General features: G+C 64.1%; 10 protein-coding genes and 2 rRNA genes (1 of these 12 running past the window's edge). 9 read left to right on the top strand and 3 right to left on the bottom strand.

Annotation, left to right across the window (positions count from 1 at the left end; translation table 11 throughout):
• Positions 1-31: 31 nt before the first annotated feature.
• The 9 genes from AYJ57_RS18905 (at position 32) to eutC (ending at position 10,654) form a co-directional block, all read left to right on the top strand.
• A complete protein-coding gene (locus AYJ57_RS18905) occupies positions 32-1,606 on the top strand; it encodes an ABC transporter substrate-binding protein (protein ID WP_066109661.1) in 1,575 nt (524 codons plus the stop codon).
• A 77-nt stretch (positions 1,607-1,683) separates the two neighbouring features.
• On the top strand, positions 1,684-2,664 hold the full coding sequence (locus AYJ57_RS18900; protein WP_066109659.1) for an ABC transporter permease: 981 nt from the start codon (positions 1,684-1,686) through the stop codon (positions 2,662-2,664).
• Positions 2,664-3,575 (top strand): ABC transporter permease, encoded by a 912-nt coding sequence (locus tag AYJ57_RS18895; RefSeq protein WP_066109656.1) that lies wholly within the window; start codon positions 2,664-2,666, stop codon positions 3,573-3,575. Before AYJ57_RS18900 ends, AYJ57_RS18895 begins: the two co-directional genes overlap by 1 nt.
• Before the next feature lies 1 nt (position 3,576).
• On the top strand, positions 3,577-5,409 hold the full coding sequence (locus AYJ57_RS18890; RefSeq protein WP_066109654.1) for an ABC transporter ATP-binding protein: 1,833 nt from the start codon (positions 3,577-3,579) through the stop codon (positions 5,407-5,409).
• Positions 5,406-6,692, top strand: coding sequence for a Zn-dependent hydrolase (locus AYJ57_RS18885; RefSeq protein ID WP_066109650.1), 1,287 nt, complete (start codon positions 5,406-5,408; stop codon positions 6,690-6,692). The genes AYJ57_RS18890 and AYJ57_RS18885 overlap by 4 nt, the downstream gene beginning before the upstream one ends.
• Complete coding sequence (locus tag AYJ57_RS18880) at positions 6,689-7,615, top strand: phosphotransferase family protein (RefSeq protein WP_066109647.1); 927 nt, start codon at positions 6,689-6,691, stop codon at positions 7,613-7,615. The genes AYJ57_RS18885 and AYJ57_RS18880 overlap by 4 nt, the downstream gene beginning before the upstream one ends.
• Complete coding sequence (locus tag AYJ57_RS18875; RefSeq protein ID WP_083191369.1) at positions 7,612-8,556, top strand: phosphotransferase; 945 nt, start codon at positions 7,612-7,614, stop codon at positions 8,554-8,556. Before AYJ57_RS18880 ends, AYJ57_RS18875 begins: the two co-directional genes overlap by 4 nt.
• Positions 8,556-9,935 (top strand): ethanolamine ammonia-lyase subunit EutB, encoded by a 1,380-nt coding sequence (locus AYJ57_RS18870; RefSeq protein ID WP_066109643.1) that lies wholly within the window; start codon positions 8,556-8,558, stop codon positions 9,933-9,935. Before AYJ57_RS18875 ends, AYJ57_RS18870 begins: the two co-directional genes overlap by 1 nt.
• Positions 9,932-10,654: an ethanolamine ammonia-lyase subunit EutC gene (gene eutC, locus AYJ57_RS18865; RefSeq protein WP_066109641.1), complete on the top strand. Its 723-nt coding sequence runs from the start codon at positions 9,932-9,934 to the stop codon at positions 10,652-10,654. The genes AYJ57_RS18870 and eutC overlap by 4 nt, the downstream gene beginning before the upstream one ends.
• A gap of 59 nt (positions 10,655-10,713) precedes the next feature.
• On the opposite strand, the gene AYJ57_RS18860 is transcribed toward eutC, so the two are convergent.
• The 3 genes from AYJ57_RS18860 to AYJ57_RS18850 form a co-directional block, all read right to left on the bottom strand.
• On the bottom strand, positions 10,714-11,733 hold the full coding sequence (locus AYJ57_RS18860) for an LLM class flavin-dependent oxidoreductase (protein ID WP_066109639.1): 1,020 nt from the start codon (positions 11,731-11,733) through the stop codon (positions 10,714-10,716).
• 280 nt (positions 11,734-12,013) lie between these two features.
• Positions 12,014-12,128: ribosomal RNA gene (rrf, locus tag AYJ57_RS18855) — 5S ribosomal RNA — on the bottom strand.
• Positions 12,129-12,323: 195 nt separating this feature from the next.
• Positions 12,324-14,269 (bottom strand): 23S ribosomal RNA (locus AYJ57_RS18850) (it continues 888 nt past the right edge of the window).

The following is a 14,269-nucleotide window of genomic DNA, read 5'->3' as shown; positions in this document are numbered from 1 at the left end:
ATAACCAAAGATAATCCAACAGGAGAACGACATGGACAGACGCAACTTCCTGCGCTACGGCGCGATGGCCGGGGCCGCCGCGGGCGCCCTTCGCCTGAACCCTGACTTCCTCTTCAGCTCGGCACATGCGCAAGAGTCCAAGCCGCTTGTGTTCCTGTCGGCAGAGAACATCACCGGCAACTGGGACCCGACCGCGCACACCACCCTCTCGCAGACCAACATTGAGGGCTTTGTCATGGGCTTCCTGACCCGTGCCCCGATGCGTCCGGACAACCCCGACGAGGTGATCTACGAGCTGGCGACCGAGATCAACGAGCTCGACGCCCACCGCCTCGAAATCAAACTGCGCGAAGGCGTGACATTCCACGACGGCGAGCCCTTCACCGCCAAGGACGTGAAAGCCACCTTCGAATACGGCGCGCAGCTTGACCGCCCCAAGCAGGTCTATCCCGGCCCGACCGACACGTTCGAAGTCACCACCCCCGACGATTACACCGTCGTGGTCGACACCACCAAGGGCGGTTACGGCGCCTCGCTGTTCATCTTCCTTGCCTCCTACCTGCCGATGCTCTCGGCCAAGGATGTCGCCGCTGGCCCCAACGGCCCGCTCAGCCAGCGCCTCAACGGCACCGGCCCGTTCAAATTCGTCGAGCAGCGCGGCAACGACACGGTGATGGAAGCCTATGCCGACTACTTCCGCGGCGCGCCCAAGATCCCCGGCGTGACCTTCTCCTTCGTCGGCGACGCCACCACCCGCATGCTGTCGCTGATGAACGGTCAGGCCGATGTCATCGAACGGCTCGAGCCCGAACAGGTGCAGACGCTGGAAGGCAACGAGGACATCAAGCTCTCGCGCCTCGTCTCGGTCGAGAACAAATACCTGTGGTTCCGCTGCTCCAAGCCGCCGTTCGACAACCCGCTGCTGCGCAAGGCCGCCGCGCATGCCATCGACCGCTCGATCATCCTCGAGATCATGGGCACCGCCGGTGAGGCCTCGAGCAACTTCGTCTCGCCCATCAAGTTCGGCTACACCGATCTGGAAAACTACCCCGAATATGATCCCGACGAATGTCAGCGCCTGCTGGCCGAAGCGGGCTATCCGGGCGGCGAGGGTCTGCCGGAGCTGGAATATATCACCTCCACCGGTTTCTACCCCAAGACCAAGGAATACGGCGAAGTGATCACCGCGCTGCTGCAGGAGCAGGGCTTCCCGGTGACGCTGAACGTGATGGAAGTGGCGGCATGGAACGAGCGCCTCTACGATCGTCCGGGCGGCGGCCCCGGCCATATGGTCGACTGCGGCTGGTCCACCGGCTCGCCCGAACCCGATCTGGTGCTGCGCACGCATTTCCACTCCACCTCGAAGCGGATCTGCGGCATCGAAGACCCCGAGATCGACGCCGCGCTCGACGCCGAGCGCAACGCCTCCTCGCTGGATGAGCGTCGCGAGAGCCTGCAGACCAACCTGATGCCGATGCTGGCAGAAAAGGTCCCCGCGCTGAGCCTGTTCACCTCGGTGCTGATCCACGGCATGCGCTCGGATGTGGAAGACCTCTTCATCTATCCCGACGGCATGTCGGACGCGTCGGAAACCACCCTCTCCTGATCCTGTCAGGCACGTGACGGCCGGAGCCTTCGGGCTCCGGCCCCTCCTCCCAACAAGACACCCGACAGGAGCTGCCGATGTTCATCGCAAGATTCCTCGCCCGACGGCTCGCACAGGGGGCGCTGATCGTCTTCCTCGTCTCCGCCCTGATCTTCACCCTGCTGCGCGTGGTGCCGGGCGATCCCGTGCGCCTGATGGCTGGCGGCATGGCCCCCGAGGCGCTGATCGAGGAGATCGCCACGAACATGGGTCTGCGCGATCCCATCTACGTGCAGTTTGGCCGCTATGTCGGCGGCATCCTTCACGGCGACCTTGGTCAGAGCTTCGTGCGCCCGGCCAATGGCGCGGCGGTCGGCGGGGCCAGCTTCAACGACAGCACCCGCAGCGAACGGGCCGAGGTCTGGTCGCTGATCGCCGAGACCGCACCGATGACGCTGCAGCTTGCGCTTCTGGCCATGGTCTTTGCGCTGATCATCGCCATTCCCATCGGGGTCTGGGGCGGGCTCAGGCCGGGACGCTTCCCCGACCGGCTGGCGCTCTACACCTCGTCCCTCTTCGTGAGCCTGCCGAACTTCTGGCTTGGCATCGTGCTGGCGCTGCTGCTGTCGGTAAAGCTGCAACTTGTGCCTGCCATCGGCTACAACGGCTTTGCCTATACCATCCTGCCCGCCTTCGTTCTGGCGATCGAGATCGCGCCCTTCATCATCCGTACGCTGACCGTTTCCGTGGCGGGCGTCATGGGGCAGTCTTTCATCGACATCGCGGCGGTGCGCGGACTGACGCGAAACCAGATCATCTTTCGCCACGCGCTGAAAAACTCCTCGGTGCCGCTGCTGAACCTGCTTGGCGTGCAGTTCTCGATGTTGCTCGGCGGGGTTCTCGTGATCGAATTCATCTTCGACTACCCGGGGCTCGGCCTGCTGACGATCAACGCGGTGATGCAGCGTGACTTCCCGCTGATCCAAGGCATCGCCATCGTCACCGCCGCCGCATTCGTCCTGATCAACATCGTCGTCGATCTCTGCGCGACGGCCATCGACCCGAGACTGGAATACTGATGAGCTCCATCGACATCTCCCCCGAGGCGCTGCCCGCCCCCAAGGGCCGCAAGATCTCTGCCCGCATCTGGTCCGAGGCCTTCTCCTCCATCGAGTTCCGCATCGGGCTGGCCGTCTTCCTTGTGCTGCTTGCGGCGGCGATCCTCTACCCGTGGCTGTCGGGCATCGACCCGACCAAGATGAACATCCGCGCCAAGCTCAGCCCGCCCGTCTTCATGGGCGAAGGCTGGAGTTGGGCAAATCCGCTGGGCACCGACCAGTTGGGCCGCGACATGCTGGCCCGCTCGCTGGTCGGGCTGCGCTATTCGCTGCTGATCGGCATCTCGACCACCGTTCTGATGCTGGCCGTGGGCGCGCTGGTGGGGCTGTTTTCGGGCTACTTCGGCGGCAAGACCGACACCGTGCTGATGCGCCTCACCGATGCGCAGCTGTCGATCCCGATGATCATCCTCGCGATCACCATCCTCGGCGTCTCGCGCCCCACGATCCCGTCGATCATCCTCGTGCTGGGGCTGGCGGGCTGGCCGGTCTACGCGCGGGTCATGCGCTCGACCGTGATGTCAGAGCGCAAGAAGGAATTCGTGCGCGGCGCCATGGTGCTGGGGGCGACGGACTGGCGCATCATGTTCACCCTGCTGCTGCCTCTGGTGCTGCCGCCCGTGGCCTTCGTCGCGGTGCTGGATATCGCGCGCATGATGATCTTTGAATCGGTGCTGGGCTTTCTCGGCCTCGGCGTGCAGCCGCCCACCCCCACCTTCGGCAACATCATCGCCGACGGGCGCAAATACCTGATGAACGCATGGTGGATCGCCACCATGCCCGGTGTCTTCCTCGTGCTGACGCTGACCTCGGTCAACCTTATGGGCGCCGCTCTGGAACGCGCACGCAACAAGATCTACGGAGGCGCCTGAGATGTCGCTCGACATGGCACAGACCCAATCTCTCCTTTCGGTGCGCAACCTGAGCGTCGTGGTCGAAGGGCAAGGCGCAGACCGCACCGTTCTGGATGGCGTCAGCTTCGATCTCGCGCCGCGCCGCATCCTGTCGGTCATCGGCGAAAGCGGCTCGGGCAAGACCGTGCTGGCCCGCGCGCTGGCAAGCTGGCTCTCGGCACCGCTCAAGATCACCTCGGGCGAGATCCTCTTTGAGGGCCGCGATCTGATCCGCGACCCGTCCCATGCCCGCAGCCTTGCGGGGCGCGAGATCGCCTATGTCGGCGGCAACCCCGCTGGCGCACTCGACCCGACGATGACCGTGGGCGCGCAGCTGGTCGAAAAGCTGCGCGCGGTGCGGCCCGACATCTCATCGCGCGACGCGCAGGAAAAAGCCATCCGCCTGCTCGAGGCAGTGAAAATCCCCGCCGCCGAGCGGCGCTTTCACGAGTATCCCTTCCAGTACTCGGGCGGCATGATGCAGCGCGCGATGATCGTCGATGCGCTGATCTCGGACCCGGCGCTGCTGATCGCCGACAACATCACCCAGCCGCTCGACGTGACGGTGGCGGCGCAGATCCTCAAGCTGATGCGCGAGCTCAACGAGGATTTCTCGACCGCGGTTCTGTTCATCTGCTCCTCGCTGCCCGTCGCCTGCGACGCGGCGGATGAGGTGATGGTGCTGCACGCGGGCCGGGTTGTCGAACGGCAGCCGCCGCAGGCGCTGGTCAGCGGACCCGAGCACAATTACACCCGCGGACTGATCGAAGAGCTGCCGACGCTCTGGGCCGAAGGGCGCAAAGAGGTTTCCCGCCCGCAGGACCGCGACCAGCAGGCGATCATGTCGGTGCGCGGCGTCGCCAAGCACTATGAGACCCGCGGCAAAAGCGGCAAGGCACTGGTGCAGGCGGTGCGCAACGTCGAGTTCGACGTCTTCCCCGGCGACAACTTCGGCATCGTTGGCGAGTCCGGCTGCGGCAAATCCTCTCTGATGCGGCTGCTGACCGGGCTTGAACGGCCCGACGCGGGCTCGATCTTCTTCGAAGACGAGAACGTCGGTCAGGCCAGCCCCAAGCGCCTGCGCGAATTGCGCCGCAAGTTCCAGCTGGTGCTGCAGGATCCCTATGGCTCGCTGCCGCCGCAAAGCTCTATCGGCGCCATCCTCGAAGAGCCGCTGAAGATCCACAAGCTTGGCAATCGCGCCGAGCGCCGCGACCGCGCGCGCGCCGCCATGAGTGAGGTCGGCCTACACGAAAGCCTTTACGACAGCCTGCCCACAGGCCTCTCGGCCGGTCAGCGCCAGCGGCTCAACGTCGCCCGCGCCATGGTTCTGGAGCCGCGCCTTCTGATCATGGACGAGACCCTTTCGGCGCTCGACCAGACCGAGCAGGGCAAACTGCTCAACCTCTTCGAGCGGCTGCAGGCGCAGCACGGGTTCACCTATATTTTCATCTCGCACGATCTGACCATGGTGCGGCAGGTCTGCTCGCGGATCGCGGTGATGTATCTGGGCGAAACTGTGGAAGTCGCACCCAACGAGCGGTTGTTCTTCGATCCCGGCCACCCCTACAGCCGCGCGCTTCTGTCGGCGGCGCCGACGCTCGAAGAGCGGCGCTACCGGCCCGAGGATTGCCTCATGGAGGGCGAGCCGCCCTCGCCCATCAACCTGCCTCAGGGCTGCGCCTTTGCCGGTCGCTGCCCGCATGCCTTTGACCGCTGCCGGGTCGAGAACCCGCGCCTCACCTCACGCGGCAATCAGGCGCTGGCCGCCTGCTTCCTGAATGAAGACCACCCCCAAGGAGAGCCCCAATGACCGAAACGCTGGATCTTGCCCGGATCGACGCGGCGCTGCTGCAAGCGTTGATGGAGAAACAGGCCGAGTTCGGCAGCACAGGGGACGGCGGCATCGACCGCCCCGTTCTCACCGACAACCACAAGGCCGCCCGCGACTGGTTCCGGGCGGAGCTTGCGGAGCGGGGCTATGACGTGCTGGTCGACAACATCGGCAACCTCTTTGGCCGGATCGATCTGGCGGGCCCCGATGCACCGCTGGTGATGATCGGCTCGCATCTCGACAGCCAGCCGCGCGGGGGCCGCTTCGATGGCGCGTATGGCGTTGTCGCGGCATTGGCCGCGATCGAGACATGGCGCAACGAGGCGAAGGCACGGGGTGAGACCCCCAGCTGCAACTATGTGATCGCCGACTGGATGAACGAGGAAGGCGCGCGCTTCCAGCCCTCGCTGCTGGGCTCTTCGGTGTTTGCGGGCGGGCTGACCCGCGAGTTCGCCCTCGCCCGCACCGACCGAGATGGGCTCAGCGTCGAGGCGGAACTGAACCGCACCGGCTACATGGGCAGCGATCCCGCGCCGCAGCCCGACATCTACCTAGAGATCCACATCGAAGGGGACGACAAGATGGAGAAGGCTGGCGCGCGGATCGCGCCCTTCGTCCGTCACTGGGGCGCCCTCAAGGTGCGGATCGAGGTCACCGGCGAGCAAAACCACACCGGCCCGACCCCGATGGAAGACCGTCACGATGCGGTGCTTGGGGCCGCCTATATCATCGCCAAGGTGCGCGAGCTGGCCGACACCGCCAGCGACACGCTGTTCACCTCGGTGGCGCGGGTCGATATCTCGCCCAACTCGCCCAATATCGTGCCGGGCAAGGCCATTCTCTTTGCCGAACTGCGCGCGCCCGAGCCCGCGATGCTGGAATGGTCCGAAGCCGAACTGCGCGCCGCCCTGCCCGGTCTGGCCGAAAAGGCCGCCGTTTCGGCAGAGATCGTCTCGGTCGACCGCCGCCCTGCGGGCCGCTTCGATGCGCGATTGGTGGCGCTGGCCGAAAGCGCGGCGGATGACTTCGGCTATCCGCGCATCGCCATCGACACCATCGGCGGCCATGACGCGGTGGCGGTGAACGCGATCCTGCCGTCGATCGTGGTGGCGGTGCCCTCGGTCAATGGCGTCATTCATCGCAATGACGAATACACCTCGCCGGAGGACCTCAACGCCGGCGGCGATGTGCTGGTCGAGATGATCCGCCGCATCGACCGCGCGGGCGGCAACCTCGACAAGGCCGCAGGAGCCAGCGCATGAGCCAGCTCGTCACCGATGACATGATGGCCGAGACGCTCGCGGCGGCGGGGCTTGACCCTGCCGCGGCGACGCCCGGCCCGGCGGCGCTGGCCTCGCCCAGCTACAAGGCGCTGGAAAGCCGGTCGGCTCTGGCGGGCGGGACCTTCGTCAAACGCATGCACCCTGAGATGATCCATTGGTTCGACCTGCCCGCTGCCATCGCCGGGGCCCGCGCCGCGGGCGACACCGGGGCCGGGCCAAAGGTGCTTTGGTCCGACGAGGCCACTGGCGCCATAGCCATGACCGCCTGCGCAAAGGGCTGGGTCACCGCGCGCCAGCACCACCTGCAGGATGCGCAGACCGTGGGCACCATCATGACCGCGCTGCGCAAGCTGCACGCTGGTCCCGCGCTGCCACGCCGCTTCGATCCCTTCGCCGAGATTGACCGGGTGATCGAGGCCCATGGCGCGCAGGGCATCGCCTTGCCCGATGACATCCTGTGGCTGCGCCGACTGGTGGCGCAGGCCGAACCGCTGCTCGATGGCGCGCTCGCGCCCTGCCGCAACGATGGCTCATCCTCCAACATCCTGATCGGCCCCGAAGGCGAGGTGCTGCTGGTGGATTACGACCGCGCCGGGATGAACGACCCGCTCTATGACGTCGGCTGCCTGCTGGCCGAGATGACCGACATCGAGACCGACATGGAAGCCGCCTACACCGCCTATGCCGGCAGTTTCGACGCCGCTGGCTTTGCGCGGGCACGGCTTTGGTCGCATGTGGACGATCTGATGCATGCGCTTTGGGCGCGGCTGATGTCGCACCTGTCGGAGCGCGGCGCGGTGGAATGGCTGAAATACGGGGAATGGCGGCTGCTGCGCCTGCGCATGATGCTGCGCCATCCCTCTTTCGAAGAGAAGATCCGCATCACGGGAGTGGCCGCATGATGATGAAACCTCTCGGCAGCGCCGCGCATGCCATGGAAGAGACGATCGAGACAGTGATCCGCGATGCGCCACTGTTCGAAGGCGGGCGCGATGTGGTCTATGGCCCGGTTTCGGGCGGCATTTCGAACGAGAACTGGCGGGTAAAGCGCAAGGACGGCAGCGGCGATTGGTTCGTCAAAGTCCCCGGCAATGGCACCGAGATGTTCATCGACCGCGACGCCGCCATGGACGCCTCGCGCAAGGCCGCTGCGGCGGGTCTGGGGCCACGGGTGCATGATGACCTCGCGCACCGGGGCGTCGAGATCAACGACTTCCTGCCCGACCGCCGCGCCTCGACCCACAGCGATTTCGCCGACATCGAAAACTGCCGCGCCGCCATCTCCGCGTATCGCACGATGCATGCGCTTCCGGCGCTCGGGCTGACCAAGACCGTCTTTGACATGATCGACGAACACGCCCAGCAGGTCGCCGAGCTTGGCGGGCGCAAGTATCGCGAGGACGCCTGGCTGCGGCTCAACACCCAATTGGCGCGCGAGGCGATCGATGCCTCGGGCGTGGACCTCGTCGCCTCGTTCAACGATCCGATGCCGGGCAATTTCATGATCGGCGAGGATGGCTCGATCATGCTGATCGACTACGAATACGCCTCGATGAACGACCGCTGCTATGATCTGGGGATCTGGTTCGGCGAGATGTTCTTTACCCCCGAGCGCGAATTGGAACTGATCGAGGCCTATTTCGGCGAGGTCCGCCCCGAGATCATCAGCCGCGTCACCGTGCACAAGGCTCTGGCCGATGTGAAATGGTCGCTGTGGTCGATGGTGCAGCTCGAGGTGTCGCGGCTCGACTTCGATTTCCACAAATACGGCATGTGGAAGAAGATGCGCGCCCGTTCGATCATGGAAGCGCCCGACTGGGCCACTCACCTGCGGAGATTGTAATGCCGACCTATCGTGCCACCGCGCGCGGCGAACAGTTCGTGTTCCGCTCGCTTGCGCATCTTCTGAGCGCAGCCACGCCCGAGAAATCCGGCGACCAACTGGCGGGCATCGCCGCAAGCTCGGCGCTGGAGCGCGTGGCCGCGCGCCGCGCCCTGCTCGACCTGCCGCTGAAGACCTTCCTCACCGAAGCGGTCGTGCCCTATGAGGCCGACGAGGTGACGCGGCTGATCATCGACAGCCATGACGCGGCAGCCTTTGCGCCTTTCGCGTCGATGACCGTCGGCGATCTGCGCGACTGGCTGCTCTCACCAGCGGCGCATACCGCCGCGCTCAGCGCCGCCGCGCCGGGTTTCACCCCCGAGATGATCGCCGCCGTCAGCAAGCTGATGCGCAATCAGGACCTGATCCGCGTCGCGCGCAAGACCGAGGTGATCACCGCCTTTCGCACCACGCTGGGCAAACGCGGCACCCTGTCGACGCGGCTGCAGCCCAACCACCCCGCCGATGACCCGCGCGGCATCGCCGTGGCCATGCTCGACGGTCTGTTCTTCGGCGCGGGCGACGCGGTGATCGGGATCAACCCCGCCTCCGACAATATCGGCAACTGCCACGACCTTCTGGTCGCGCTCGACGACATCCGCACCCGCTTTGACATGCCCGCGCAATCCTGCGTGCTGACCCATGTGACCAATGCGCTCGACCTGCTCGACGCCGGTGCGCCGGTCGACCTGATCTTCCAGTCGATCGCGGGCACGCAGGCGGCGAATGACGGCTTTGGGGTTACGCTCGATGTGCTGCGTGAGGCCAATGACGCCGGACGCGCCGCCGGGCGCGGCACGGTCGGTCAGAACACAATGTATTTCGAAACCGGCCAGGGTGCCGCGCTGTCGGCCGATGGCCACCACGGCGTCGATCAGCAGACGCTCGAGGCCCGCGCCTATGGCGTCGCCCGCGCCTTCGAGCCGATGATCGTCAACACGGTGGTCGGCTTCATCGGGCCGGAATATCTCTACGACGGCAAGCAGATCATCCGCGCCGGGCTGGAGGATCACTTCTGCGGCAAGCTGCTCGGCCTGCCGATGGGCGTGGACGTGTGCTACACCAACCATGTGCAGGCCGATCAAGACGACATGGACGTGCTGGCCACGCTGCTCGTCGCGGCGGGCGTCACCTTCCTGATCACCGTGCCGGGCGCCGATGACGCGATGCTTGGCTACCAGAGCCTCGGCTTCGAAGACATCGCCTATCTGCGCGAGGTCTCCGGCCTGACACCGGCGCCCGAGTTCGACGCGTGGCTCAAGACAGCAGGGCTTGGCGGTCAGCGCGGCGCACTGCCGGACCCCGACATGATCCTGCGCAACATGGGACTGGTGGCATGAGCGATATCAGCAGCAAACTGGCCCAGCTTGGCCGCATGACTCCCTCTCGCGTGCGGCTCGACGCCAGCGCGAGCCCACTGCCGCTGTCGAGGCTACTGGCCTTTCAAGAGGACCATGCCGCCGCCAAGGACGCCATCTTTGAGACGCCCGATTGGGACGGCTTGCGCCGCGAGTTGCGCCCGCTGGCGCAGGTCTCCAGCCGCGCGCGGAGCCGCGCCGAATATCTCAAGCGCCCGGACCTCGGGCGCCAACTCGCGCCCGGCACCGAACTTCCGCTCATCGAGCCGGATCTGGCGATCGTTATTGCCGATGGCCTCTCGCCGCCTGCCGTCACCGCCCATGCCGCAGCGGTCGTCCGGCACCTGCGCGCGCTTTTGCCCGAGCTCACCGAGGCCCCCGTCTGCTTTGCCGAGCAGGCGCGGGTGGCGATCGGCGACCAGATCGCCGAGCGGCTCGGCGCGCAAATGGTGCTGGTGCTGATCGGCGAACGTCCGGGGCTCACCGTCTCGCACAGCCTTGGCGCCTATCTCACTTGGGCACCGCGCAGCGGCACCCGCGACAGCGCCCGAAACTGCGTGTCGAACATCCACACCTCCGGCGGCCTGACGCCGCCGCGCGCCGCCGAGCGGCTGGCGTGGCTGATCACCGAGGCGCGGCGGCTGTCCACCACCGGCATCGGCCTCAAGGACCGCAGCGGCGAGCTGACCATCGTTTCCTGAGACACCCCTGAGGGGCAAAAAACATGCCCGGCCACAAGGCCGGGCATATTCCTTATCGCTCAGCGCCAGCCAAGGGCAGGTGCCACATGGCTGAGGATGCTCTCGATCACATGGGCGTTGTAATCGACCCCGAGCGAGTTCGGCACCGTCAGCAACAGCGTATCGGCCTCGGCAATCGCCTCATCGCCTTTCAGCTGCTCGATCAACCGATCGGGCTCGTCGGCATAGGAACGCCCGAAGATCGAGCGCTGTTGCTCGATGAAGCCCACGGAGTCGTCCCCTTTGCCGCCAGTGCCGAAATACATCCGGTCCTGATCGTTCATCAGCGCAAAGATCGAGCGGCTCACCGACACCCGAGGCTTCCGACTATGGCCCGCAGCTTTCCAAGCCCCACGATAGGCGCGGATCTGCTTGGCCTGCTGGATGTGGAAGGGCTCGCCGGTCTCATCGTCCTTGAGCGTCGAGCTTTGCAGGTTCATACCCAGCATGGCTGCCCATTCGGCGGTTTTGTTCGACCCGGCGCCCCACCAGATGCGGTCCTTCAGCCCCTCCGAGAAGGGCTCGATCCGCAGCTTGCCCGGCGGGTTGGGGAACATCGGCCGCGGGTTCGGCTCGGCAAAGCCCTGCCCCTCGAGCATCTGCAGGAAGACCTGCGCGTGACGGCGCCCCATGTCCGCGTCGGTCTCATCCTCAGCGGGGGCATAGCCAAAGTAGCGCCAGCCGTCGATCACCTGCTCGGGGCTGCCGCGGCTGATCCCCAGCTGCAGGCGGCCCTGGCTGATCAGATCGGCAGCGCCGGCATCCTCGGCCATATAAAGCGGGTTCTCATAGCGCATGTCGATGACGCCGGTGCCGATCTCGATCTTCGAGGTCCGCGCCCCGACCGCCGCGAGCAGCGGGAAGGGGCTGGCATGCTGGCGCGCAAAATGGTGGACGCGATAGTAGGCCCCATCGAGCCCAAGCTCTTCTGCCGCCACCGCAAGCTCGATAGCCTGCAGCAAAGCGTCAGAGGCTGTGCGCGTGGCCGACCCGCGCTGCGGCGACCAATGGCCGAAAGACAAAAAGCCGATGTTTTTCATAACGATACTCCTCGGGCTGCGCGCGCGGGGCGATGACCCCGGCGCCGAACCCGTTTGGAGCATAGCTAGTCATTCCACCCCCACGCCCGCAAGCGGCGGCGCTGTTTGCCACGGCGCAGCCTCTGTGCATGCACGTCGGCGTGGCAGTGAAAGTCGCCCACACAAACGCGTATAGCGCGACCGGGGTGGGTCGCGTGGCGGTCGCTCGGCGCTGCAGGATAGGAATATAAGGCTGAGGATCGTTTTGAGAGATACGTTGATTTATTGAGGGTTTTACTAGGTTTGGCGGTGACCTACTCTCCCACGTCTTGAGACGCAGTACCATTGGCGCGGCAGCACTTAACGGCCGGGTTCGGAATGGAGCCGGGTGTTTTGCTTGCGCTATGACCACCAAACCAAGAAAAACCCACAACGCTGCGCGTTGTGGCTTTTCTTGGTTTGGTTGGCGGCAGACAGCGTCTCGCGAAGCGACGACGCGTTGCCGCACCTCTCCATGCCGGGCGCAGCGCTAATCAACGAGTTACCAAGTCAAGTATGTGTAGGGGTTGTATGCTTCGTCTGATCTTGGAACAGCCTTGCTGTTCCTGGATCGGATCAAGCCTATCGGGCCATTAGTACCGGTCAGCTGAATGCATTGCTGCACTTACACCTCCGGCCTATCGACGTGGTGGTCTTCCACGGCCCTCAGGGATACCTTGTTTTGAGGGGGGCTTCCCGCTTAGATGCCTTCAGCGGTTATCCTGTCCGATCATAGCTACCCAGCACTGCCGTTGGCACGACAACTGGTCCACCAGTGGATCGTTCACCCCGGTCCTCTCGTACTAGGGGCAACTCCTCTCAAGTATCCTACACCCACGGCAGATAGGGACCGAACTGTCTCACGACGTTCTAAACCCAGCTCACGTACCTCTTTAAATGGCGAACAGCCATACCCTTGGGACCTGCTCCAGCCCCAGGATGAGATGAGCCGACATCGAGGTGCCAAACACTGCCGTCGATATGGACTCTTGGGCAGTATCAGCCTGTTATCCCCGGCGTACCTTTTATCCGTTGAGCGATGGCCCTCCCACTTGGGACCACCGGATCACTATGGCCGTCTTTCGACTCTGCTCGACTTGTCAGTCTTGCAGTCAGGCTGGCTTCTGCCATTGCACTCAACGAGCGATTTCCGACCGCTCTGAGCCAACCTTCGCGCGCCTCCGTTACGCTTTAGGAGGCGACCGCCCCAGTCAAACTACCCGCCACACAGGGTCCCGGAACCCGATAAGGGATCGCGGTTAGACATCAAGCAATGCAAGGGTGGTATCTCAAGGGAGGCTCCACGGACACTGGCGTGTCCGCTTCGAAGCCTACCACCTATCCTGCACATGCATGGCCTGATGCCAGTGTGAAGCTGTAGTAAAGGTGCACGGGGTCTTTCCGTCTAACCGCGGGAAGCCTGCATCTTGACAGGCAATTCAATTTCGCTGAGTCGATGTTGGAGACAGCGGGGAAGTCGTTACGCCATTCGTGCAGGTCGGAACTTACCCGACAAGGAATTTCGCTACCTTAGGACCGTTATAGTTACGGCCGCCGTTTACCTGGGCTTCAATTCAGAGCTCTCACCCCTCCTTTTAACCTTCAGGCACCGGGCAGGCGTCAGACCCTATACGTCGTCTTGCGACTTCGCAGAGCCCTGTGTTTTTAGTAAACAGTCGCCACCCCCTGGTTTGTGCCCCCAGCCAAAACTTGCGTTGAAACTGGGCCTCCTTCTCGCGAACTTACGGAGGTATTTTGCCGAGTTCCTTCAACATCGTTCTCTCAAGCGCCTTGGTATTCTCTACCAGTCCACCTGTGTCGGTTTAGGGTACGGTCTCAAAGTGGGGCTATTTCCAGGAACTGCTAAGCGGCCCCTCCAATCCGATAAGGAGGAACAACCTTCGCAATCCGTCACCACCACATGGCCCAGGAATATTGACCTGGTTCCCATCGACTACGCCTTTCGGCCTCGCCTTAGGGGCCGGCTTACCCTGCTCAGATTAGCTTTAAGCAGGAACCCTTGGACTTTCGGCGAGAGTGTCTCTCACACTCTTTGTCGCTACTCATGTCATCATTCTCGCTAGTGATCTCTCCACCGGATGCCTTACAGCCCGGCTTCACAGAAAGGACTTGCTCCTCCATTACATCCCGAAGGATGCAGAAGAGGAGTAGTCCTATGTCACACTACGCTCCGCTACCATGCGCTATGCGCATCCTCGGCTTCGGCTCATGGCTTGAGCCCCGTTACATCTTCGCCGCAGGACAACTTAATTAGACCAGTGAGCTGTTACGCTATCTTTAAAGGATGGCTGCTTCTAAGCCAACCTCCTGGTTGTTTTGGTCGTCCCACCTGCTTTCCCACTTAGCCATGAATTGGGGGCCTTAGCCGGAGGTCAGGGTTGTTTCCCTCTCCACTACGGGCGTTAGCACCCGCAGTGTGTCTGCCATCTAGTACTCCCTGGTATTCGGAGTTTGGTTAGGATCAGTAAGCCTGTGGGGCCCCATTACCCATCCAGTG

Source organism: Salipiger sp. CCB-MM3 (assembly GCF_001687105.1).
GTDB lineage: Bacteria > Pseudomonadota > Alphaproteobacteria > Rhodobacterales > Rhodobacteraceae > Salipiger.
Note: the sequence above shows the minus strand (reverse complement) of the source record. Positions and strands in the feature narration are given on the sequence as shown.

Coding starts and splice junctions, on each gene's coding strand:
- AYJ57_RS18890 (WP_066109654.1), top strand. CDS start 3,577: ATGTCGCTCGACATGGCACAGACCCAATCTCTCCTTTCGGTGCGCAAC.
- AYJ57_RS18880 (WP_066109647.1), top strand. CDS start 6,689: ATGAGCCAGCTCGTCACCGATGACATGATGGCCGAGACGCTCGCGGCG.
- AYJ57_RS18900 (WP_066109659.1), top strand. CDS start 1,684: ATGTTCATCGCAAGATTCCTCGCCCGACGGCTCGCACAGGGGGCGCTG.
- AYJ57_RS18870 (WP_066109643.1), top strand. CDS start 8,556: ATGCCGACCTATCGTGCCACCGCGCGCGGCGAACAGTTCGTGTTCCGC.
- AYJ57_RS18875 (WP_083191369.1), top strand. CDS start 7,612: ATGATGATGAAACCTCTCGGCAGCGCCGCGCATGCCATGGAAGAGACG.
- AYJ57_RS18860 (WP_066109639.1), bottom strand. CDS start 11,733: ATGAAAAACATCGGCTTTTTGTCTTTCGGCCATTGGTCGCCGCAGCGC.
- AYJ57_RS18895 (WP_066109656.1), top strand. CDS start 2,664: ATGAGCTCCATCGACATCTCCCCCGAGGCGCTGCCCGCCCCCAAGGGC.
- eutC (WP_066109641.1), top strand. CDS start 9,932: ATGAGCGATATCAGCAGCAAACTGGCCCAGCTTGGCCGCATGACTCCC.
- AYJ57_RS18905 (WP_066109661.1), top strand. CDS start 32: ATGGACAGACGCAACTTCCTGCGCTACGGCGCGATGGCCGGGGCCGCC.
- AYJ57_RS18885 (WP_066109650.1), top strand. CDS start 5,406: ATGACCGAAACGCTGGATCTTGCCCGGATCGACGCGGCGCTGCTGCAA.